This is a genomic window from Bacillus sp. FAU18, from assembly GCF_056033885.1.
The window spans coordinates 1,175,740-1,199,199 of sequence record NZ_JBVYHZ010000004.1 but is presented as its reverse complement, the minus strand read 5'-3'; the positions used below and the strand labels follow the sequence as shown (position 1 = coordinate 1,199,199).

General features: G+C 48.5%; 22 protein-coding genes. 15 read left to right on the top strand and 7 right to left on the bottom strand.

The features are described from left to right. Window positions 1-148: 148 nt before the first annotated feature. The 7 genes from allC (at window position 149) to pucE (ending at window position 8,067) form a co-directional block, all read left to right on the top strand. A complete protein-coding gene (gene allC / locus AC0OMU_RS17350; RefSeq protein WP_474241370.1) occupies window positions 149-1,387 on the top strand; it encodes an allantoate deiminase in 1,239 nt (412 codons plus the stop codon). A 16-nt stretch (window positions 1,388-1,403) separates the two neighbouring features. Next, window positions 1,404-2,654: a (S)-ureidoglycine--glyoxylate transaminase gene (gene pucG / locus AC0OMU_RS17345; RefSeq protein WP_474241369.1), complete on the top strand. Its 1,251-nt coding sequence runs from the start codon at window positions 1,404-1,406 to the stop codon at window positions 2,652-2,654. 226 nt (window positions 2,655-2,880) lie between these two features. Then, the gene (locus AC0OMU_RS17340) at window positions 2,881-3,873 is read left to right on the top strand and encodes an XdhC family protein (protein WP_474241368.1); all 993 of its coding nucleotides are present in this window, start codon (window positions 2,881-2,883) and stop codon (window positions 3,871-3,873) included. Further along, window positions 3,870-4,487, top strand: coding sequence for a xanthine dehydrogenase accessory protein PucB (pucB, locus tag AC0OMU_RS17335; protein WP_474241367.1), 618 nt, complete (start codon window positions 3,870-3,872; stop codon window positions 4,485-4,487). Before AC0OMU_RS17340 ends, pucB begins: the two co-directional genes overlap by 4 nt. Then, window positions 4,484-5,317 (top strand): xanthine dehydrogenase subunit C, encoded by an 834-nt coding sequence (gene pucC, locus AC0OMU_RS17330; protein WP_474241366.1) that lies wholly within the window; start codon window positions 4,484-4,486, stop codon window positions 5,315-5,317. The genes pucB and pucC overlap by 4 nt, the downstream gene beginning before the upstream one ends. Next, window positions 5,318-7,555 (top strand): xanthine dehydrogenase subunit D, encoded by a 2,238-nt coding sequence (gene pucD, locus AC0OMU_RS17325; RefSeq protein ID WP_474241365.1) that lies wholly within the window; start codon window positions 5,318-5,320, stop codon window positions 7,553-7,555. Next, entirely contained in the window at window positions 7,546-8,067 is a 522-nt protein-coding gene (gene pucE / locus AC0OMU_RS17320) for a xanthine dehydrogenase subunit E (RefSeq protein ID WP_003228648.1), read from the top strand. The genes pucD and pucE overlap by 10 nt, the downstream gene beginning before the upstream one ends. Window positions 8,068-8,272: 205 nt before the next feature. Here pucE and yuzJ read toward each other — a convergent pair whose 3' ends face one another. The 6 genes from yuzJ to pucR form a co-directional block, all read right to left on the bottom strand. Beyond that, on the bottom strand, window positions 8,273-8,404 hold the full coding sequence (gene yuzJ, locus AC0OMU_RS17315; protein ID WP_009968115.1) for a YhzE/YjcZ family sporulation protein YuzJ: 132 nt from the start codon (window positions 8,402-8,404) through the stop codon (window positions 8,273-8,275). Window positions 8,405-8,787: 383 nt separating this feature from the next. Further along, window positions 8,788-9,132, bottom strand: a complete 345-nt coding sequence (gene uraH, locus AC0OMU_RS17310) for a hydroxyisourate hydrolase (protein WP_015384566.1) — start codon at window positions 9,130-9,132, stop codon at window positions 8,788-8,790. Continuing rightward, window positions 9,132-10,616, bottom strand: a complete 1,485-nt coding sequence (gene pucL, locus AC0OMU_RS17305; protein WP_474241364.1) for a factor-independent urate hydroxylase — start codon at window positions 10,614-10,616, stop codon at window positions 9,132-9,134. The genes uraH and pucL overlap by 1 nt, the downstream gene beginning before the upstream one ends. A gap of 12 nt (window positions 10,617-10,628) precedes the next feature. Continuing rightward, complete coding sequence (gene pucK, locus AC0OMU_RS17300) at window positions 10,629-11,921, bottom strand: uric acid permease PucK (protein WP_046160815.1); 1,293 nt, start codon at window positions 11,919-11,921, stop codon at window positions 10,629-10,631. Window positions 11,922-11,926: 5 nt separating this feature from the next. Beyond that, window positions 11,927-13,276 (bottom strand): uric acid permease PucJ, encoded by a 1,350-nt coding sequence (gene pucJ, locus AC0OMU_RS17295; RefSeq protein ID WP_015384563.1) that lies wholly within the window; start codon window positions 13,274-13,276, stop codon window positions 11,927-11,929. A 144-nt stretch (window positions 13,277-13,420) separates the two neighbouring features. Further along, complete coding sequence (gene pucR / locus AC0OMU_RS17290) at window positions 13,421-15,016, bottom strand: purine catabolism transcriptional regulator PucR (RefSeq protein WP_014477890.1); 1,596 nt, start codon at window positions 15,014-15,016, stop codon at window positions 13,421-13,423. Window positions 15,017-15,190: 174 nt separating this feature from the next. On the opposite strand from pucR, the gene AC0OMU_RS17285 reads away from it, so the two are divergent. The 7 genes from AC0OMU_RS17285 (at window position 15,191) to yunB (ending at window position 21,318) form a co-directional block, all read left to right on the top strand. Next, complete coding sequence (locus tag AC0OMU_RS17285; RefSeq protein ID WP_015483655.1) at window positions 15,191-16,531, top strand: allantoinase; 1,341 nt, start codon at window positions 15,191-15,193, stop codon at window positions 16,529-16,531. Window positions 16,532-16,627: 96 nt separating this feature from the next. After that, window positions 16,628-16,975 (top strand): YunG family protein, encoded by a 348-nt coding sequence (locus tag AC0OMU_RS17280; protein WP_015483654.1) that lies wholly within the window; start codon window positions 16,628-16,630, stop codon window positions 16,973-16,975. 37 nt (window positions 16,976-17,012) lie between these two features. Further along, window positions 17,013-17,861, top strand: coding sequence for a DUF72 domain-containing protein (locus tag AC0OMU_RS17275; RefSeq protein ID WP_003243895.1), 849 nt, complete (start codon window positions 17,013-17,015; stop codon window positions 17,859-17,861). 17 nt (window positions 17,862-17,878) lie between these two features. Beyond that, complete coding sequence (locus tag AC0OMU_RS17270) at window positions 17,879-18,700, top strand: sulfite exporter TauE/SafE family protein (RefSeq protein WP_015384560.1); 822 nt, start codon at window positions 17,879-17,881, stop codon at window positions 18,698-18,700. Between the two features lie 19 nt (window positions 18,701-18,719). Then, on the top strand, window positions 18,720-20,108 hold the full coding sequence (locus tag AC0OMU_RS17265; RefSeq protein ID WP_309530115.1) for a bifunctional metallophosphatase/5'-nucleotidase: 1,389 nt from the start codon (window positions 18,720-18,722) through the stop codon (window positions 20,106-20,108). A 64-nt stretch (window positions 20,109-20,172) separates the two neighbouring features. Continuing rightward, entirely contained in the window at window positions 20,173-20,478 is a 306-nt protein-coding gene (locus AC0OMU_RS17260) for a YunC family protein (protein WP_014477885.1), read from the top strand. Window positions 20,479-20,550: 72 nt separating this feature from the next. Further along, window positions 20,551-21,318 carry a sporulation protein YunB gene (gene yunB / locus AC0OMU_RS17255; RefSeq protein ID WP_474241363.1) on the top strand — a complete coding sequence of 256 codons (768 nt, stop codon included), beginning with the start codon at window positions 20,551-20,553 and terminating at the stop codon, window positions 21,316-21,318. 27 nt (window positions 21,319-21,345) lie between these two features. Here yunB and lytH read toward each other — a convergent pair whose 3' ends face one another. Beyond that, complete coding sequence (gene lytH, locus AC0OMU_RS17250; protein WP_015483651.1) at window positions 21,346-22,326, bottom strand: L-Ala--D-Glu endopeptidase; 981 nt, start codon at window positions 22,324-22,326, stop codon at window positions 21,346-21,348. Window positions 22,327-22,560: 234 nt separating this feature from the next. Between lytH and lipA the strand changes: the two genes are divergently transcribed. Further along, window positions 22,561-23,457, top strand: coding sequence for a lipoyl synthase (lipA, locus tag AC0OMU_RS17245; RefSeq protein ID WP_003222888.1), 897 nt, complete (start codon window positions 22,561-22,563; stop codon window positions 23,455-23,457). The last annotated feature ends 3 nt before the right edge of the window (window positions 23,458-23,460 follow it).

The following is a 23,460-nucleotide window of genomic DNA, read 5'->3' as shown; positions in this document are numbered from 1 at the left end:
TCAAAATAGTTGTGACATGTAGGGTGAATCTGGTTGCTGGATAGATACTGTGACTAAAAAATAAACGTTTTTTTGGTTAATCTGTCAATGAACTATCATGTTCCTCCTTCTATAATGAAGTCACCATAGCGGCCAGAGGGGGGAGTACATGGAAAAGCAGAAGCTTTCAGTAAAAAACAGCATCACAGATTATATTGAATGGCTCGCCCAATACGGTGCGTCTGCGGATGGCGGCGTAACGAGGCTTTTATACACAAAAGAGTGGATGGACGCACAGCTTGCTGTGAAAACGGTAATGTCTTCTTTCGGGCTTGACACAAGATTCGACGATGTCGGCAATGTGTTTGGAAGGCTTTCGGGCACCCAGTCTCCGGATGAAGTCATTGTAACCGGTTCACATATCGATACTGTCATCAATGGGGGAAAATACGACGGCGCCTATGGTGTTCTGGCGGCAATGCTTGCGATAAAGCGGCTCAAAGAGACATATGGATCGCCGAAAAAAACACTCGAAGCGGTATCCTTATGTGAGGAGGAGGGCAGCCGTTTTCCAATGACCTACTGGGGATCAGGGAATATGACGGGTGTTTTTTCATTACAGGATGGCGCAGAGCCAAGAGACGAATCAGGAGTCTCGCTGCAACATGCGATGCATGAGAACGGTTTTGGCAAAGGTGTGTTTCAGGCAGCATATCGGACAGATATCAGCGCTTTTGTTGAGCTCCATATTGAACAGGGACAGACATTGGAAATGTCAGGACGGGATCTCGGGATTGTGACAAGCATTGCGGGGCAGAGGCGATATCTCGTCACGCTGGAGGGGGAATGCAATCATGCGGGAACCACCTCCATGAAATGGCGCAAGGACCCGCTCGCAGCCAGCAGCCGTATCATTCATGAGCTGCTGCTGCGGTCGGAGGAGCTGCCGGAGGAGCTCCGTCTGACATGCGGAAAAATAACGGCAGAGCCCAATGTAGCCAATGTCATACCGGGCCGCGTCCAGTTTTCAATCGATATTCGCCATCAGCATCAGCATGTGCTGGAGCAGTTTCATCAAGACATGGTTGCTTTGATCAATGGCATTTGCCATCAAAAAGGAATTCGCGCCGTGATTGATGAATATATGCGGATAGAGCCTGTGCCGATGGACGAAAGGCTGAAGGCTGCGGCTTTTGAAACAGCATTAGAGAACGGCTTCAGCTGTGAGGGAATGGTGAGCGGAGCAGGGCATGACGCGCAAATGATCGGAAGGCGCTATCCTGCTTGTATGCTGTTTGTGCCAAGCCGAGGCGGCGTCAGCCACTCACCGAAGGAATATACGTCAGCCAGACAGCTTGAGATCGGCGTCCGCGCACTGACTGATTTATTATACAAACTGGCTTACTGATAAAGGAGGAATGGCTGTGTCAGGCAGAAGAGAATTATGCACCCCGTTAAGAACGATTATGACGCCAGGGCCTGTTGAGGTTGATCCGCGTGTATTAAGAGTAATGAGCACCCCGGTTGTCGGCCAATTTGATCCGGCGTTTACAGGTATTATGAATGAAACGATGGAGATGCTTCGGGAGCTGTTCCAAACAAAAAACCGCTGGGCATACCCGATTGACGGCACTTCAAGGGCGGGAATTGAAGCAGTGCTGGCTAGTGTCATAGAGCCGGAAGATGATGTGCTCATTCCCATTTACGGCCGTTTCGGTTATTTGCTGACTGAAATCGCAGAGCGATATGGGGCAAATGTTCATATGCTTGAGTGCGAATGGGGAACGGTTTTTGACCCGGAGGACATCATACGGGAGATAAAAAAAGTGAAGCCGAAAATTGTGGCAATGGTGCATGGAGAAACATCGACAGGACGGATTCACCCGCTGAAAGCCATCGGCGAAGCCTGCCGCACCGAGGATGCATTGTTTATCGTCGATGCAGTCGCAACGATTGGGGGCTGCGAGGTTAAAGTCGATGAATGGAAGATTGACGCTGCCATCGGCGGAACGCAAAAATGTTTGTCTGTGCCTTCAGGAATGGCGCCGATTACATATAATGAGCGGGTGGCGGACGTGATTGCAGTTCGCAAAAAGGTAGAACGCGGGATTGCGTCACAAGCTGAAAGGGAAGCGCTTTCGGGAAATCGGCCAATCACAAGCAACTACTTTGATTTGAGCCAGCTTGAGGATTATTGGAGCGAAAGACGGCTCAATCATCATACAGAAGCGACGACGATGCTGTACGCCTTACGTGAGGGAGTCAGACTGGTGCTTGAAGAAGGCCTTGAGGCGCGTTTTGAGCGGCATCGGCACCATGAAGCCGCATTAGCAGCAGGGATAAAGGCAATGGGGCTAAGATTGTTTGGAGATGACAGCTGCAAAATGCCTGTTGTCACCTGTGTCGAAATTCCCGGCGGCATTGACGGCGAGTCTGTCCGTGGCATGCTGCTGGCACAATTCGGTATTGAAATCGCCAGCTCATTCGGCCCGCTCGCAGGGAAGATCTGGAGAATCGGCACGATGGGGTACAGCTGCAGAAAAGAAAACGTGCTATTCGTGCTTGCCGGGTTAGAGGCTGTGCTTCTCAGACATAACGCAGGAATCGAAGCAGGAAAAGCGCTCCAAGCAGCGCTGGATGTGTATGAAAACGCTGGCCGCCAGGCAGCGGTGTAAAGAAAAGCTTGCGGAACTCCGCAAGCTTTTTAGATATGATTTCGTGTTTTCTCCAATCTAATTTTCTTCGTTTGACTCTTTTTACAAATCCTCTTTCTATGTGTTTCATTTTCTGACAAATCATGAGTCATTTTTTCTTCCATCGTCTATTCTTTATACAAGTTACCTATAAAATCACGCTGAACTAGTTGTTTCTCACGGCAATTTTCGAGAGGAGGATGCGGCATTGGGGAATTTTAACACGATGTTAGATGCGCTCCTGGAAGACCAGGAGGAGGCTGTACTGGCGACAATTGTTCAAGTGGAAGGCTCCGCGTATCGAAAAGCAGGCGCCTCTATGCTCTTTAAGAAAAATGGCAGACGGATTGGCTTGCTGAGCGGCGGGTGTGTGGAAGAAGATGTAATCCAAAGAATCAGTGCGCTGGGCGATCAGCTCACACCAACGCTGATTCCCTACGACATGCGGTCGGAGGACGATCTTTCTTGGGGCATGGGAGCCGGGTGCAATGGCATTATTCATGTTCATGCAGAGCGAATCACTCAGGAAAAAAGGCGGCACTATGAGAAAGTGAGGGATTGCCTTCATTCAGGCAAAGCTGTCACTTCCGTTAAAAAGATTGGATCCTCCCATTATTTATTTCTGACGGAGAACGGGCATTTTGGCAACTGGCCGGACGCGCCTCTGCAAGATATTCAACGTACTGTTTCAACGCTTCATTTACCGCATTTCGATCCACCCACTAACATGTTTATTCAGCGAATTGAACCGAAGCCGCGCCTCATTCTGTTTGGGGCGGGTCCGGATACTGTACCGCTGGCCAAATTGGCGGCTGACACAGGGTTTTCTGTTATCGTGACGGATTGGCGGCCCGCTTATTGTACATCCTCTCTTTTTCCAAAAGCGGATCAGCTGATCACCGCTTTTCCGGAACAAATGCTTAGCGAATTTCAATTTTTTCCGCATGATGCAGCTGTTGTGGCAACCCATCATTATCAGCACGATCAAACAATCATCAACTTCTTATTTTCTCAAAACCTCCATTATATTGGACTGTTGGGTTCGGCAAACCGCACGAAACGGCTGCTGAACGGAAAACATCCTCCGTCTCACTTTTACAGTCCGGTCGGGCTGAAAATCGGTGCGGAAGGTCCAGAGGAAATTGCGGTAAGTGTAGTTGCAGAAATCATTCAAACAAGAAAACGGATAGCGGTTGTATGAGAAGCCCCTATCTGATCGGCGTGTTTCTCGCTGCCGGCAAAAGCAGAAGAATGGGCCAAAACAAGCTGGCTTTGCCGCTAAAAGGAGAAAACATAGGCTCACTTTCTTTGAAAACTGCTCTGTCGTCCCGCCTTGATCACGTGCTGGTCGTCGAGCGGACAGAACATGCTTCCCTTGAGTGGATAGGGGCGCCGTATCACGCTCCGCCTTTTCAAAAGCGCTGGAGCCTGCACGTTTGCCAAGACGCAGAAAAGGGTCAGGGGCATTCAGTCAGCAGCGGGGTGAGAAAAGCAGAAAGCATGGGGGCGGACGGCGTTGTCATTTTGTTAGCCGACCAGCCTCAGCTTTCCGTCGATCATCTTAATGCCCTTATGGCACTGGCTCCTGAGTCATTTGCCGTGTCATCGTTTTTAGGGGCGTTCACCCCGCCAATCTACTTCTCGTCGACATGTTTTCCTTATGTAAAGGGGTTAACGGGAGATGAAGGGGCTCGCAGACTCCTGAAAAGCGGACAGCTTGGAGCAGGAGCGGTTTTGGAGGCAAAGGATAGCGGCGAGTTGGACGATATTGATACACCCGAGGAATATGACATGGTAAGGAGGGCGATGGCTTGAACGGCCAAATGACAAAAGCAAGGATGAATATTCAATTATGGAGGCCGACAGAGCTTGATGAGGCCTACTCGCTTTTAGAGAAGCTTGCTCCGGATGTGTGTGCCGCATCGGGAAGCACGCTTCTTCAGCTTCAGTGGGACAAAGGAACTCTACCGAAACAGCACCTTGTCAGCCTTGAAGGGATTGACGAGATGCGAGGGATCAGCGCCAGTAACACCCATATGTCGATCGGTGCGCTCACATTACTGAATGAATGCAGAAAGAATCCTTTGATCAAGAGTGCGCTTGGCTGTTTCAGTGACGCTGCTTCCGCTGTCGCCGCACCGGGAATCCGCAGCCGTGCCACGATTGGCGGCAACATAGCGAGTAAAATAGGTGATTTCATTCCGCTTCTGCTTGTGCTTGATGCTGAGCTTATCGTATATCAAAAGAAGCTCATCAGGCTGCCGCTTGGCGCTTGGCTAAGTGAGGAAGACTTTAGAACGGCTATCGTCACGCGTGTCATCATCCCGCGGACGGAGGGAGAGCGTGTTTTTTATCACAAGCTTGGAAGGCGCCAGGCTTTTACAGGAGCGGCTGCTGTTGCAGCTGGACGTTTTTTGAAAGACGGCAGCATTCGTCTCGCCGCTGGCCATGCCGATATCACTCCTAGGAGATTATTGGACAGCGAAGCGAAATGGATGGCACCAGGGTGGGACTCGCATGAGCTGTACAAAACACTTATCCATGAGCTGCCGTTTTCCTCAGATGCTATTATGTCAGCGGCATACAGAAAAAAAGCCGCTGCCAACGTCATCATGGCAGAGCTGATGGCTGAGGGAGGGGAATAAATGATCATCAACAAACCGTCAAGAGTCAGGCCGGATGGAAGGGGTAAGGTCACAGGGGAATTGAAATATATGACCGATCTCAGCTTTCCGGGAATGCTGTATGGCAAGGTGCTGAGAAGTGCTTATCCTCATGCAGAGATTGTGTCGGTTTGCACCATAAAAGCTGAGAAAATGGAAGGCGTGCAAGCCATCGTCACGCATAAAGACGTTCCCGGCTTAAACCGATTTGGCATTGTCATCCCTGATCAGCCGGTTTTATGTGAGGACAGGGTGCGGTATGTCGGGGATGCGATCGCCGCAGTTGCTGCGGAAACGGAGGAAATCGCGGAAGCGGCGCTGGAGCTGATTCGAGTTGAGTATAAAGAGCTGGAAGTCATAGATTCACCAGAAAAAGCGCTTCGGCCGGATGCGCAAAGACTGCATGAGGACGGGAATATCCTGCACCGCGCATTTTTTTCAAACGGCGATGTGGAAGAAGGGTTTCAAGCATCTGATACAGTCCTTGAAGAAACCTATGAGCTGCCGCGGCAGATGCATACGTATATGGAAACGGAGGGAGGCGTAGCCGTTCCGGAAGACGACGGGGGTTTTACGATGTATGCAGGAACCCAGCACGGCTATAAAGACCGTTTCCAGCTTGCCCGTATTTTTGATATTCCTGAAGAGAAGATCAGAATTGTGTCAAGTCCGATGGGCGGCTCGTTCGGAGGGAAGGATGAGCTGAATATTCAGCCGTATGCTGCGCTTTTGGCCCTGAAAAGCGGACGCCCTGTCAAAATCCATCAGACACGAAAGGAATCTGTACGTTCTGGCATTAAGCGCCATCCGATGAAGATTACGATAAAAACGGGTGCAGATCATTCGGGAAATCTATTGGCGCACGACGTGAAAATTGTGGCGGACACAGGCGCTTACGCCACGCTTGGGCCTGCCGTTCTAGATTTTTCTGTCGAGCATGCCGCGGGGCCATACCGTATTCCGAATATCCGGACTGAAGGAATATCAGTATTTACGAACAACGGGGTGGCGGGGGAATTTCGAGGCTTTGGCGGCAACCAAATCACATTTGCACTCGAAACCCATCTCGATCGTCTCAGCGGCATGCTCGGCATCGACCCGCTGGAGCTGAGAAGAAAAAATATCAGAAAACCGCATGACTTGGGGCCTCTTGAGCATCGGATTGCATCGACTGACGGAGCAGCACAGGTGTTGAATGCCATATCTAAATCTCCCATTCTTACAAGAACCAACCGGAACTGCGGGTATCTGCAAAGAGGCACGGGAGCGGCAATTACAATGCACGGCGGCGGGCTGGGGTATGGCCGAATGGATGCGGCAGGAGGCCGTTTGTCCCTTTCGAGTGAAGGTGAAATCACAGCATCGTTCGGATTTGAAGAATGCGGACAGGGGATTCTAGCAGCGATTGAACAGATTGTCATGGAGGAGCTGGGTTGTGCCGCGGAAGATATTTCCATTGTTATTGGGGATACCGCAAAAGTGCCGAAGTCAGGCTCCTCCACAGCATCCCGCGGCACAAGCATGGTGTGGCACGCGATCCAGCGTTTGAAGAAGCCGTTTCTAGCCCAGTTGAAAAAACGGGCGGCAGAATGGAGCGGCTGTTCAGCGGAAAACCTTATTCCCGGCGCTGCAGGCTTGCGTGACAAAAACACAAAGGCGCTCGTGGTGACGTATAAGGAGCTGGCTGAAAAAGGCCCTTTGGCAGAGGAAACGGCCTTTGACTTTCCAACAACGCCTGATCCTGTGGTGGGCGGCCATTTCCTCTACTCATTTGGAGCGGCTGCCGTTGAGGTGGAGGTAGATCTGTTAACAGGCGATGTCAAATTGATAGATTGTGAGCACGCTATTGCGGCAGGTCCGGTTGTCAGTCCGCAGGGATATCGAGGTCAAATTGAAGGCGGCGCTGCCATGGCACTCGGCTATACGCTGATGGAGGAAGCGAAAATGACGGACGGCCGTTATGCCGCAGAAAATCTAGATCACTATTTGATCCCTGGAGTCAAAGACGTTCCTGACATGAAGGTGATCGCAATAGAAGAACTAATGAAGGGTGATGCATATGGACCGCGCGGTGTTGGCGAAATCGGAACAATCGCCATCACTCCGGCGATTGTAAAGGCAGTACATGATGCGGTCGGATGCTGGATAAACAAGCTGCCAATTTCAAGAGAAGAGCTGCTTGAAGCGATCGACAGAAAGGGGCTGAAGCAATGGACGTAAAAGAGGCCGGGCCATTTCCTGTAAAAAAGGAACAGTTCCGGATGACCGTGAATGGGCAGGAGTGGGAGGTTGCTGCCGTTCCTACGACACATCTGAGTGACTTGCTTAGAAAGGAATTTCAGCTGACCGGGACAAAGGTGTCCTGCGGAATCGGCCGCTGCGGAGCCTGCTCTATTTTAATCGACGGAAAACTGGCCAATGCGTGTATGACCATGGCTTATCAAGTGGACGGCCACTCCATTACAACAATCGAGGGCGTACAAAAAGAGGAACTGGATATCTGCCAAACCGCTTTTCTGGAAGAAGGAGGCTTCCAATGCGGCTACTGTACCCCAGGAATGATAATTGCGCTTAAAGCACTGTTTCGGGAAACCCCTCAACCTTCTGACAAAGATATAGAAGAAGGGCTGGCGGGGAACTTGTGCCGGTGTACCGGGTATGGCGGGATTATGCGGTCAGCTTGCAGGATTAGAAGAGAGTTGAACGGGGGTAGTCTGGAGTCCGGCTTTTAAGAGCCGGACTTTTTTAGCCTCAGTCAGACAGCGCGATCAAGTCGCAGAAGCGTTGTGGGAAAACACACGATAAATCTCGTAGAACTTGACAGCTTCTGGATTAGAAAATGATTAGTGAATCCATAGCAAAGACGCCATAAAAACTTCTTATGGCGTCTGTCGGACAGGGAGGTGTTGGATACGGCGGAGGCAAGGAAAGTTAAACTTAATAATTAAAGATAGCTGCTCCAACAATGATCAACAAAATGAATAGCACCACGATCAAAGCGAAGGAGCTCCCGAAACCGTTTGAGTAACCAGAGTTTCCACTATATCCACCAGAATTGTAGAATCCCATAATGTCACCTCCTTTAGTGGAGATAGTATAAGATATGCCAAACGATCATTTTCGACATAGATTTAAGTCTAAAAAAGAAAAAATGAATATTTTGTCTAAAGGTGTAAGAGAGAACGCATTATCAAAACTATTAAAACCGCAGCAATTGTCTTCAAAGTATTTTTTTGAGAAGCTTCTAAGAGCTGACTTATTAGTTTGAAACCCCGATTTATAAATGAAAGGACTACAGGATGTTTTTCTCGTAGCAATTATCCTGAAAAATATTGGTGAATGTTTATTCAAGCTGTTGTTTCACTAAGCGTGGGATCACTGCAAGTACTGTCTTAGGATCAAAAGTTTATTGAAGTGCAAATAGAAACCCGCCTCACCGGCGGGCTTCCTTCTTAACTCCCCCTATACACCTGATATCCAAACGGCGACAGCAAGAGCGGGATATGATAATGTGCATCTGGATCTGAAAGCTGAAAACGGACGGTGACTATGGTTAAAAATGGCTGGTCGACCGTATTCACGTTTTTATTCGCAAAATAGTCTCCTGCATGAAATTCCATCACATACTCTCCGGAAACCAGCTCTTCACCAGCCAGCAGAGGGACATTGGCTCTGCCGTCATTGTTAGTGTAAACCTCTTTCATAATACTTTCGCCCAGCCGCTTCAATTCAATTTTTACGTTCGCCGCTGGTTTGCCGCAGGTTAAATCTAAAATATGGGTTGTCAGTTTTCCCATCAGGCTTTCAGGCTCCGACATTTTTCAGCGGCTTTCTGTTTTTCTTTCTCGGCGTCTTCTCTTGTCACGGTAAAATGTTGGAAACCGTATGGCGGGCGCGGTTCGGTGTAGACTTTTCCTTTTGAGCCCGGGATTTCTTCGACAACCGTATCCCACGTGTGATTTTGAGATTGGAAGCTGACATCAGTGAGCTGCGGGAACCTCGCTAATATTCTGCAGCCGATATGATAGATTAAGTTTTGGATTGAAGGGGTTTCGAGCTCGTGAAAAACGGTGCTCGCTAAGTCGCGGACTTGTTCAGCCGCAACGTAGCGGGATGGATCAAAAGCGTATGCGTCATTGGTATTTTCATATTGCCAGCTGATGTTTAAATAGACAAACAGCGGGCGGTTGCCGTCTTCCGGGAGAGTCGTATATTCGTCCCGGATGAAGCCGACGAAGGAGTTGCCGCTCACCTTGACGAGCTGAAGATCCATGATTTCGCTGTATTGCTCTGTAATCGTTATGGTATTCCCGCTTCGTTCTGCTTTCAGCACAGAGCGGCTTCGTTCATTACGCGATCTTCTGAAGACGAGGCGGCTTGTGCTGAGCTCTTTCTCCTCGTATGCAGGCATTGCTTCAAACGGAATGTCTTCGCCAGTCAGAGTGATCTTGTCCATATGAGAATAGGTATCTAAAAATCGGTGAGCTACATAGTGTAGGAACCCCTCGGTTGTCGTTCCTTCATAGGATGCGAGATGGCGCTGGATAAAGTTTTTCATTGAATCCGTCGCCACGACGAGAGTATTGTCTCCGTCTGTAAATGATGGCAGGAAGGCTTCTCCGCCAATTTCGCATGTCACATCAACACCGACAAGGGTATTGCTTCTCCCGGCAAAAGATGATTCTGGGATTTGCTTCACTCCAGTGAGCGGTTTTAAAAACGTTCGGTATGCAAATACATTTCCTTTGCCATAAGACATAGTTCTTTTCATTTGCGTCTCTCCTTTTTCAGTGATGATGTCAGCCAGACGAAAGCGGGCGATTCGGTAAATTTCTATAAGGGCCTGCTGGAACTCCGTTTCTCGTTCGCTCTCAAGCCTTGCCAGCAGGGCTTGGTGAATGTCCTGTTTCGTCTTTCCCTTCACCGCTAAAATAAAAGGAAAGCCGAAGCGATCATAATAGTGTTCATTCAGCATGAGAAACTCCTCGTATTCCTGCTGTTCTAATTTGCTGAGCCCCGCGTTCTGCTGCTCTCGTACCGAGTCATCGCTCATTGTTTTCTTTGTTCCGAGCCGGGGATGCTTTTTGATTAAATCAAGCTGTGTCTCGCGATCCGCGGCTTTTACAATGCCAGTCATTTTGCGGTGAAGATCAGAAAGGGACGAAAACGGCCGTAGTGCTGCGGATCTCTCCGCAATCCATGAAGAGTGTTCAAAAATAGAGCCAAGTGTGTCTGTCAGTGTTTGTGTGTCCATTTGGTTCAGGTCATCCATTGTGAACATTGGCATCTTCCTTTACGTTTTTATGTCTGCGCCATTCGGCTGTTTGGTTTGAAAAAAAGCGTGCAGTGCAATGGCCGTCAAACTGCCGATCACAATTCCGCTTCCTGCCAAGACAGAGGCCGCGCCCGGAAGAGATGAAAACAACGCGGGAACTGTTGTAGCGCCAAGCCCCAAGCTGACGGAAGAGGCGATAATCAGCAGGTTGCCTTGCGAATCAAGGTCAACGCTGGATAGCATTTTGATCCCGTACGAAATGACCATGCCGAACATGACGATCATTGCGCCGCCGAGAACTGGGGTGGGGATCACTGTTGTCAGGGCCGCTGCTTTTGGAACCAGGCCGATCGCGACCAGTATGATTCCTGTGATGGCGATGACGTTGACACTTTTCATCTTTGAGAGCTGAACGATGCCGACATTCTGCGAGAAAGCTGTATAGGGAAACGCGTTAAATAAGCCGCCCAGCAAAATCGCAAGGCCTTCTGCCCGGTAGCCCTTTTCCAGATCTTTCTCCGACAGCCTGCGGTTTGTGATATCGGCAAGCGCAAAATAAACGCCTGTCGATTCAACGAGGCTGACAATCGCAACGAGAAGCATCGTGACAACAGCCGGCAGCTCAAAGGTTGGCGGTCCGAAATAAAACAGAGACGGAACATGAAGCCAAGACGCCTCCAAGACCTCAGAAAAATCGACCTTTCCCATGAAATATGCAGCCGCTGTTCCTGCGATAAGACCGAGTAAAATCGCTATAGAGCGGATAAAGCCTTTAAAGAAATAAAACAGCAATAAGATAAAAGCTGTGACGCCAAACCCGAGGAGCACATTGTCCAGTGAGCCGAATTCTTTGCTTCCTTCACCTCCGGCCAGGTTATTCATTGCCGTTGGAATCAGGCTGATGCCGATGATCATGACGACTGATCCGGTTACAACAGGCGGAAAAAAACGGACAAGCTTCCCGAAAAAGCCCGCGGCTAAGACGACAATCAGTCCTGCGGCGATAATGGCACCGTATATCGCTGGGACACCGTAAGTACTGCCGATGGAAATCATCGGGCCGACTGCGGTAAACGTGCATCCGAGCACAACGGGAAGGCCGATGCCGAAATATCGGTTTCTCCAGAGCTGCAAAAGAGTTGCCGCCCCGCACATAAACAAATCAATCGCGATTAAATACGTCAGCTGTCCCGCATTCAGCCCGATCGCCGCTCCGACGATCAGCGGAACGAGAATGGCTCCCGCATACATGGCAAGCATGTGCTGAAGCCCCAGCATCATCAGCTGTAAGGCATTGTGCTGTTCCTTCATCTTTTTTACACCTCTTTTTCTAATGCGAGTGTATGTTCTAATACCGGAAGTTCTGTTTGCTGTGCTGTTAATTCTTTTTTGTCGCGCAAGCTGAAAAATAGATTCAAAAAGATGGCGGTTAGGCTTCCGGTGATGGTGCCGTCACTGACCAGAATCCGGATCGGAGCGGGGAATTCAGCAAAAATCCCGGGGACCGTGCTGGCGCCGATGCCGAGTGCAATTGAGCATGCGATGGTCAGGAGGTGGTATTGATTTTTGAGATCCGCTGCGCTGAGCATTTTGACGCCGGAGGCAATCACCATGCCGAACATGACGACGGTCGCGCCGCCAAGTACAGCAGCAGGAACGGCAGAAGCAAGGGCGGCAATCTTCGGAATCAGTCCGAGACAGACAAGGATACAGCCTGCGGTAACGACGATGTTTCTTGTTTTCACTTTGGTCAGCTGCAATAAGCCGGCGTTTTGCGCAAAGGTATTATAAGGAAAGGCATTGAACAGCCCGCCGATGAGAATGGCGATTCCCTCCGCTCGATAGCCTTTGACGAGGTCTTTTTCAGTTAAAGATCTGCCGCATATCTTTCCGATTGCGTAAAAAACGCCGGTTGATTCCACAATTATGACGATTCCGACGATCAGCATCGTTAAGATCGGACCGATTTCAAACGTAGGGGCTCCGAAGTAAAAAGGCTTCGGGATTTGGAAGAACGGTGCTTCTGTAACAGAAGAAAAGCTGACTTTGCCCATGATCGCTGCTGCCGCTGTTCCGGCGGCGATGCCGATCAGAACGGACAGTGTTCGGGCAAATCCTTTGAGAAAGCGGTTGAGGACTAAAATCAGAACAAGAACACCGACAGAAAGAAGAAGGTTTTCGAGTGAACCGTATTCGGGGTTGGGGCTGCCGTTTATTTTTTCGCCGCCAGCCATATTTTTCACACCTGTCGGAACAAGTGAAAGGCCGATCAAGGTCACAACGGTACCTGTTACGACAGGAGGAAATAACACAGTCAGCTTGCCGAAAAAACGCGCAAATAAAAAGATGAATACACCGGCCGCGATGATGGAACCGTAAATCGCGTGAATGCCGTAATTGCTGCCGATTGCAATCATCGGTGTGACGGCCACAAATGAACTGCCAAGCATGACGGGAAGCCCGATGCCGATGTATGCTCCGCGCAAGGTTTGCAAAAGCGTCGCGACCCCGCACGTTAACAGGTCAATCGCCAATAGGTAGGACAGCTGTTCAGTTGTTACATTCAGCGCCCTGCCGACAAGCAGGGGCACCAAAATCGCACCTGCATACATGGCGAGCACATGCTGCAGGCTAAGCGTAAACACCTTAAACGATCTTTTTTTCACTATAGTCCCTCCCTGTATGTGAACTTTAGTAACATGATATCGTGCCGATCGAGGGGTGTCATTGGATACAGTAGCTGAAAAAGACAGGTGTGATTGCTGAAAGTGACGAAAAATGATTCGTTTTGTAAGAAAATGTAACAAACATTAGCTGATCAGCCGCTGCATACGTAAGGCAAGCCGCAAACGCATCGTTGTTTCAGGATCTTTTAAGCTTTTACCCAGAAGCTCTTCGCATTTTTCAAGGCGGTATATGACCGTATTGCGATGAACGTACAGACGCTTTGCCGTCTCTGAAATTTGGCAGTGTGTCTCTAAATAGACGGAAAGCGTATGAAGCAGGCTTTGATCCTCCTGCTGTTTTTCAGCGAGGCTCTGAAGCGTGGAGTTGTAAAATTTCTTCAAATCCTCAACCGGGAGCAAGCGCAGAAGCTCAGGCACATCTTTGGCGTGATACACCTGGATAAATGCGGTGCTTCTTGACAAATGCCCCGATTGCAGAGCATCAGAAGCTTCTGTGAAAGCGTCGGGAACATCAATGAGCTTTTGGCATATATTGCTGATGCCAAAGGACACGGTTCGTTTAAATTGAGCGCTGACCTGTGTTTGAAACTGTTCTAAAAAGCTGATCACCGAGGCGTGCATTTCACTCCAGCTGTCTGTCGCCTCGATTAGAATAATGCCGACATTTCCTTTCATAAAGAAGTGAGGCGGAAACGGGAAGGCTGATAGTTCACCTTCAAGAAATTCGAATACGCTGTCGGAAGCGAGCTGATTTTCTGTAAAACTGATTGATTCATCATTCCGATCGAGTTTGCCGGCAATGCACATGTATTTTTGATCCCAGCGCAGCTTGAATTCTTTCGCCCGGTTTTTGATTTCGTCATCTGAAGAAAAGGACCGCTCAATAAAATTGTTGAAAAACTCATTGCGGGCCCGCCGGCTGAACTGCTTCAGCGCATTTTCCTTCAGCAGTTCAAAGGAAATGACGTTGGCCGCTTGTTCAATCGTGAGGATCAATCCTTTGTCGCCTGCCTGCACCATGTCCGGTATCAGCAGGTAGCCGCAGTTTTTTTCGTGATTATAAATAGGCAGGACAGAATATGTTTTCTGATCTGAGATTGTAGAGAAACAAGTGAAAAATGGCCCGGATACGGTATTCAGGGTGCCTTTCAGCTTTTCGGTCTCAACTGAAATCTGATGAGACGCAGACAGCATTTTGGCATGCTGGTCAAGCAGCAGCACGGGAAGCTGAAGGAGGTCTGACACCTTTTTAAGGAGGGATTGCAGCCCCTTGCCGCTCATAATGTGGTTTGTGAATTTTTTGTGCGCGTAAATGGCTTGCTGCAGCTCGTTAGAACGCATATCGAGAATGTGGCTGAGTGTGGCATTTACAATATCGCCGAGGCGGATGTGTTCTGGAAGTTCAATGATCGGAAACGCATATGAATCGGCCAGTTCGATGATTTCCTTCGGGATATCTTCCAGATAGCGCTTTGTTTTAATGCCGAGGCCCGCGCAGCCGCGTTTTGCCATTTGCCGAATCAGTTCAGATAATTGATGCGGGTGATCCTTCAGGTGATAGGCGGTGGTGACGAGCAATTCATTCTTATGCAAAAAGTCTGCGATATCCGGAGCGTCCATCATATTGACATGCTGAACCTCTCTTTCCCCTCCTGCTTTTCCAGCGATTAAATTGGCGTTTTCAAAAGCCGGTATTTTCATCACATCAAAAATATTCATAGCGCATTCTCCTTTTCTATAAAAACATTGGTTAAGGTGAATAATTTTCAATAGGAATTCTAGCGGTTTTGCTGATGTAATACGATCATAGTAGCAGTAAACTGTTGAAAATAGAACTGGTTGTGTTACATAAACTGACATGAAAAATCGTCATCCTGACATGGGGGGATCAATATGGCTTACGATATGGTGATAAAAGGTGCGAAGGCAGTTACGCCAGATGGCGTTATAGAAGCTGAGATTGCAGTTCAAAACGGTGTCATTGCCGAGATAGGTTCTGACATTGAAGCAAGCGGGACGGAAATCATCCAGGCAGACGGGAAATACGTGTTTCCTGGTGTGATAGACTGCCATGTTCATTTTAATGAACCAGGCAGGGAGGATTGGGAGGGGTTTGAAACAGGTTCTCAAATGATGGCCGCAGGCGGTTGCACCACCTATTTTGATATGCCGCTCAACTGTATTCCATCAACCGTGACGGCAGAGCATCTTCTCGCAAAAGCTGAGCTAGGCAGGCAAAAATCTGCCGTGGATTTTGCGCTATGGGGCGGCCTTGTGCCAGGCCATATCGAGGACATCCGTCCGATGGCTGAAGCGGGAGCGATCGGGTTTAAAGCGTTTTTATCAAAGTCAGGCACTGATGAGTTCCGCTCTGTTGATGAACGGACATTGCTCAAAGGCATGGCAGAAATCGCGGCTGCAGGAAAAATCCTCGCTCTCCACGCGGAAAGCGACGCGATCACAAGCTACTTGCAGATGGTTTTGGCCAATAAAGGAAAGGTGGATGCGGATGCGTACGCCGCCTCCCGCCCGGAGGAAGCAGAAGTTGAAGCGGTGTATCGCACGATTCAGTATGCGAAGGTGACAGGCTGTCCGGTTCATTTTGTCCATATCAGCACGGCGAAAGCGGTCCGGCTGATCAGAGAGGCGAAACAGGAAGGTCTTGATGTTTCGGTTGAAACATGCCCGCATTATGTCTTGTTCAGCCATGACGATTTACGGCAAAGGGGCTCTGTCGCAAAATGCGCGCCTCCGCTCCGGTCACGGCAATCAAAAGAGACGCTGATCGAGACGCTCATTGCCGGGGATATTGACATGGTTTCCTCAGACCATTCCCCCTGCCGTCCATCCTTGAAACGGGAGGATAACATGTTTTTATCATGGGGCGGAATCAGCGGCGGGCAGTTCACTTTATTAGGAATGCTGGAACTGGCGCTTGAGCATCAGATTCCGTTTGAAACCATCGCAGAATGGACAGCGGCGGCCCCTGCAAAACGATTCGGCCTTCAGAAAAAAGGGCGGCTTGAGGCGGGGTGTGATGCAGATTTCGTGCTCGTCAGCATGGAGCCGTACACTGTTACAAGAGAATCGATGTTTGCAAAGCATAAAAAAAGCATTTACGAAGGACATACATTTCCCTGCAGCATTTCGGCCACTTACAGCAAAGGCCGGTGCGTGTACAATGACGGGGAAAAAGTCACTGAAATTGACGGAGCTCTGGTCGTTCCTTCGTAAGCCCGGCGGATTTTACCGCCGGGTTTTTTGATTTCCTCCGTTCTAGTTTTTAAAATCTCATCAACGTGGTATCTTTTTTAAAAGGAGGCGGAGGCAATGGAACATGTTAAATACATACTTAAGCAATCTTGGTCGCGCCATACGAGCTCTAAATGGACGGAAGAATGCCCGGCATGCGGCCAATGCGGCGTGACGGCATTGGTGATTCAAGACCATTTCGGCGGCACGATTTTCAAAACAAAAGTCGGTGAGAGCTGGCATTTTTATAACAGCATCATGGGTGTGATGTACGATTTTACGAGTGAGCAGTTTCAGGCGCCTATTGAATATCAGCATATTCCTTCCTCAAGAGAAGAGGCGTTTTTAGATACGAATGAGGAACAATATCAGCATCTTCGTTCTGCATTTTCCCGCCATATGTACAGCATTTCCGAGGAAACCTGAAAACACGTGTGATAAACTGGAAGAGAGGTGAATGAGTGTGATTTATATCGGACTGACGGGGTGGGGGGATCATGACAGCATCTATCCGCCGAAAACGGCCAGCCAGAAAAAATTGCAGGCCTATTCCTCCCATTTTCCGATCGTGGAATTAGACGCGAGCTTTTACGCGATTCAGCCGGCGCGCAATAATGAAAAGTGGGTGAAGGAAACGCCCGAAACCTTCCAATTTATCGTGAAAGCATATCAAGGCATGACAGGGCATCAGCGCGGCGAAATTCCCTTTGACTCAAAAGAGGAGATGTTTGATGCGTTTAAGGTGTCTTTAACGCCATATTTACATAGCAATAAGCTCGCCATGGTGCTGTTTCAATTTCCGCCGTGGTTTGACTGCAAGAAGGAGAATGTCGCCTATTTGAGATGGTGCAAGCACCAAATGGGAGATATTCCTTGTGCGCTTGAATTCAGAAACCGTTCCTGGTTCTCGCCGCCATTTTATGAGCAGACGCTTTCATTTATGAAAGCGGAAGGCTGGATTCACAGTGTCTGTGATGAACCGCAAATCGGAGAAGGCAGCGTTCCGACTGTGTTGCGCGCCACCGATGAAAACAAAACGCTCGTCAGGTTTCACGGACGCAACAAGCAGGGCTGGATGAAGCCTGATGGCGGGAAAAACTGGCGGGAGGTCAGGTACTTATACCGCTACAACCAACAGGAGCTGGAGGATTGGAAAAAGCACCTGAATGAATTGCAGCAGCAATGTAAGGATGTTTTTGTCCTGTTCAACAACAATTCCGGCGGTGACGCCGCGGATAATGGCAAGCAGATGCTTGAACTGCTTGATATCGAGTACAGCGGACTTGCTCCGAGACAGCTCGATTTATTTTAGAAAAGAGGTTTTTATTGATGTCGTTTGTGATTTTGGTCGTACTGGGATTAATCGCAGGTACGGTAGGAAGTCTGATCGGGCTTGGCGGCGGAATTGTCATTGTGCCGTCTCTGATGTTTTTAAGCACAGTGACGCAGCTGTTTCAGGATGTGACGCCGCAGGTTGCGATTGGAACTTCGCTTTTGGTCATTATTTTTACGGGCCTTTCTTCAACTTTGGCTTATATTAAATATAAAACCGTTGATTATAAGAGCGGGCTCATTTTCTTTATCGGTTCGGGTCCCGGCAGCATGATCGGGGCTTACGTGTCAAAGCTGTTCAATTCAAACTCGTTTTCCGTTTGGTTTGGCATTTTTATGATTCTGATTTCATTATCCTTAATGCTGAAAGCGAAAGCCCGGCCGGTCAATAAAGCGCACAAAGGAATTATCCGGACATTTCAGGATGATGCCGGTGAGCCTTATACGTACTCATATCAGGCCTCTGTCGGTATTGCCATTGCCTTTGTTGTCGGTTTTTTAGGCGGACTTTTCGGTATAGGCGGCGGATCACTGATGGTTCCGGCGATGATGCTGTTATTTCTGTTTCCGCCGAAGGTTGCGGTGGCAACGTCCATGTTTATTATTTTCCTGTCTTCTATGACAGGGTCTGTTTCACATATGATTTCCGGGCACGTCAATTGGCTTTACGCCCTCGCGCTTGTGCCCGGCGCTTGGTTCGGCGGAAAGCTTGGCGCCGCCATCAACAGAAAAATGCAGACGAAAACGATCGTTATGATCATGCGGATCGTATTGATTTTGATCGGCTGCCAGCTCATTTATGAAGGCATTTTCAGCTGAACGATTAGGGAGAGATATTATGAAGGAGAAGCTCCGCTTATATCATACAAATGATTTGCACAGCCATTTTGAAAACTGGCCGAAAATTGTAGATTATATCGAGCAGAAAAGAAAAGAGCATCAGTCATACGGCGAAGAGACGCTCGTTTTTGATATTGGCGATCATCTTGATCGTTTTCAATTCGTGACAGAGGCGACATTCGGAAAAGCGAATGTCGATCTCTTAAACCGCCTTCACATTGATGGAGCGGCGATCGGCAATAACGAAGGGATTACGCTTCCGCATGAAGAGCTTGCTGCCTTATATGATCATGCTGAATTTCCTGTCATCGTCTCTAACCTGTTTGATAAAAATGGAAACCGTCCGTCCTGGGCGGTGCCTTACCATATCAAATCATTGAAAAACGGTATGTCCATTGCTTTCTTAGGTGTAACTGTGCCGTATTATCCTGTTTATGACAAGCTGGGATGGACAGTAACGGATGCCCTTGAAAGCATAAAGGAAACCATTCAGGAAGTGAAAGGGCAGGCTGATATTATCGTTCTGCTGTCACATTTAGGCATTCTTGATGATCAAGCAGTGGCTGAAGCGGTACCTGAGATTGATGTAATCCTCGAATCACATACCCATCATTTGCTTGAAGATGGACAAGTGGTTAATGGGGTACTGCTGGCCAGCGCCGAGAAATACGGGCATTATGTCGGCTGTGTAGAAATCACGGTGGACAGCGTACAGCGAAGCATCATCAGCAAAACGGCTTCTGTGCAGAACATGGCGGAATGGACAGGAGAATCCGCAGAAACAAAAGCGTTTCTCAATGAAAAAGAACGTGAAGCCGAGGCGAAGCTGTCCGATGCCGTTGCAGAGCTTGCACAAGATGCTGAGGTGAAGTGGTTTGAAGAATCAGAGCTGCCTTTGCTTTTGGCATACGCCTTAAAGGAATGGTGCGAGACGGACATCAGTATGGTCAATTCAGGTGTCATTCTCGGTCCGCTAAAAGCAGGTCCTGTGACAAAGCTGGATCTGCACCGTATCTGTCCGCATCCGATCAACCCGGTGGCTGTCCGCCTGACGGGAGAAGAACTGAAGGAAACCATTGTCCATGCCGCTTCCGAACAAATGGAGCAGCTCCGGATCAAAGGACTTGGCTTCCGCGGAGAAGTGATGGGGAAAATGGTGTATGCCGGCGTTGAGGTAGAAACGAAACGGCTCGATGACGGGATCACCCACGTCACCCGAATCACACTGAACGGGGAAGATATTGAAAAACATAAACAATACTCCGTTGCGGTGCTTGATATGTTTACGCTCGGCAAACTGTTTCCGTTGATTCGCGACGCTGCAGAAAAAGAATATTTTATGCCTGAATTTTTGCGGGATCTGCTTGCTTGGAAGCTTGCGCAATAAGGAAGTCAGCCCACAACAAGCTGTGCCCTTCATCATAAAGTGATGAATGAAGGGAGTGGTTGACGTGGTAAATCTGACACCGATCATGATAGAAGGACAGCCTTTTACAGCTGTGACAGTGAAACTTCCAAAAACGAATTTTATGGCCGTCACCAATGATCACGGATACATTATGTGCGGCGCGCTAGATGTGGCGCTGCTGAATGAAAAATTAAAGGAGCGCGGCATTGTGGCGGGTCGCGCAGTTGGTGTCCGCACCATTGACCAGCTGTTAGACGCACCTTTAGAATCCATCACGTACGCCGCAGAAGATCTTGGCATCAAAGTCGGCATGAGCGGCAGAGAAGCGCTTTTAAAAATGGTGAAATAAAATAAATTGGCCCCGGCTATTACTATGTCCCCTCTTATAAGCATACATTGTGATATGTAAGGGGGGATTTTCTTGCCAAGATATCGCGGCCCTTTTCGCAAGAGAGGACCTTTGCCTTTCCGTTACGTGATGCTCCTGTCAGTTGTCTTTTTTATCCTGTCAACAACGGTCAGCCTTTGGATGATCAATGGCTCGATCAAACCTATTTTAATGGACATCGGCGAGATGGAAACGAAGCGTATAGCGACAGAGGTGATCCAGGATTCGATTGAGGACTATATGTCTGACAGTGAAAATATGAAAGATATGTTTCAAATGAATTCTGATGAAAACGGAAACTTAACGACAATCGATTTTAATACACAGGTTGTAAACAGTGTGAAAACAAAAGTGACAAAGCAGCTTCAGGCTCATTTGAAAGAGATGGAAACCCATACTGGACACAGCGGCGCCAGTGAAAACATTATGATCAACATTCCGCTGGGACAGGTAACCGGCAACAGTCTTCTTGGAAACCTCGGGCCGAAAATCCCGGTCCGGTTCAATTTAATCGGTGACGCTTTTACAGATGTCAAAACTAAAATCAAGCCGTATGGCATAAATAACGCACTTATTGATATCAGCATCTTTGTCGAAATTAAAGTGAAGGTCATCATTCCATTTGCCAGCAAAACCGCTGTCGTCACAAATAATGTTCCTGTATCGATTAAAGCAGTGCAGGGCGAAGTGCCGCAGTTTTATAATGGAAGCGGCGGCTCGGGTGTCACGCCTTCTGTCCAGCTCCCGAGCAGCAAAGAAGAAGACGGTGCTGATTCAAAAAAAGAAAAAAGCAGCAAATAAGCCGCCTGTCGAAGAGGCGGCTTTTTGTTACTTCTTTTTTTGGTATTCATATCGCTCCCACGCCCTCAAATGCGGGTATGGATCAAATGACCATTCGGTTCTTCCGTTATCTTTGTACATGCCATAGTGCAGATGCGGCGGGAACTTCCCGGCGGTTCCCGGCGGGCCGTATCCGGAGCTGCCGACTGATCCGATCACTTGGCCAGGCTCAACGATTTGTCCTGTTTTAATCCCTTTGGCAAACCCATTGAGATGGGCAAAATAATGATACGTATTGTTAATGTCCCTGATGCCGATTCTCCATCCTCCGAAGCGGTTCCAGCCCTTCATTTCAACTACACCGTAACATGTGGATTTGACAGGAAGGCCGTAATGGGCAAAGATATCCGTACCTTCATGAATCCGCCTTCCTCCGAAGCCGCGGGCATCTCCCCACGTGCTTCGATAGCTGTAATCGGTTCTGATCGGAAGCGGGAATGCATGCTCGCCCAGATCAATATGGCCGTAGGCTTTAAACAGCTTCATGAATTCAGATATGATCCCCACTGTCTGATCACGCCGGTAATAATTCCAAAGCCCGATCCGGATGTTGTCTTCATCTGTGCCATACGACAGTAAGTATTGGCTGAACGTATACAAAATATCTTCATCGTTGCTGACCTCGGCTTTCCCGTCTCCATCGCCATCCATTCCGATTCCGTCAAACACTTTAATGCTTAACGGCGCATCATCTTTCGGATTCGGGTTTTCAGGCCCGCTCCAGATGTCATCGGGTATATAGATGCTGATGATTCCCGCCTTGTCAGGCAGATCTTTCCGGTTGCTCCGCACGTTTTCTTCGTACTGATCAACAGCGGCGAGCGCATACCAAGGGATCTGCGTCACAGCTTCGATTTTATGATATAATTCCATCCGTTTCGACAGCACTGGATCTGAAAGCTTTGTTCCAGACGCAGAAGGCTCAAATGCAAACAAAAGGAGAAGAAGAGCGGATAACAAAACTTTCACAAAATAATCTCCTTTCATATTGAATACACATAGTTTGCGGCAACCCGGCTTAAAAATGTCAGTAATCATCTTCCCTTGTCGAGAAATTTTTCCTATGTTAAAGTGTCTAAAGAAAAGACTTTCTTTAGTTAGAAAAACATTATTTTTGTTGCAGAACTAAAACCTGCACCTTTCTCGTTTTCAGAATGTTTCGTGTCAGAAATTGAGTATATTGGATATTGGAGATGATGGGAATTGGCAAAGAAAGACGAACACCTCAGAAAGCCCGAATGGCTTAAAATTAAATTAAATACAAATGAAAACTATACAGGGCTCAAAAAACTCATGCGGGAAAACAACCTTCATACCGTATGCGAAGAAGCAAAATGTCCGAATATTCATGAATGCTGGGCGGTCAGACGTACAGCGACATTTATGATTTTAGGTTCTGTTTGTACAAGAGCATGCCGTTTCTGTGCTGTCAAAACAGGCCTTCCAACTGAGCTTGACCTGCAAGAGCCGGAACGCGTAGCGGATTCAGTCGCGCTTATGAATCTGAAGCACGCGGTCATTACGGCTGTTGCGCGTGACGATCAGAAAGATGGCGGGGCAGGCATTTTCGCGGAAACGGTCCGTGCGATCCGCAGAAAAAGCCCGTTCACAACAATTGAGGTGCTGCCGTCTGATATGGGCGGAAACTACGATAACCTAAAAACCTTAATGGATACACGCCCAGACATCCTGAATCACAATATCGAAACGGTTCGCCGCCTGACGCCAAGAGTCCGCGCGCGTGCGACGTACGACCGTTCATTGGAATTTTTGCGCCGTGCGAAGGAAATGCAGCCTGACATTCCGACAAAATCAAGTATCATGATCGGACTTGGCGAAACAAAAGAAGAGATTATTGAAGTAATGGACGACCTCTTGGCGAACAACGTGGATATTATGGCAATCGGCCAATATCTGCAGCCGACGAAGAAACACTTGAAAGTCCAAAAATACTACCATCCTGATGAATTTGCAGAATTAAAAGAAATCGCGATGCAAAAAGGCTTCAGCCATTGTGAAGCCGGTCCGCTTGTCCGTTCCTCTTACCATGCGGATGAACAAGTAAACGAAGCATCTAAAAAGCGTCAAGCACAAGCATAATGC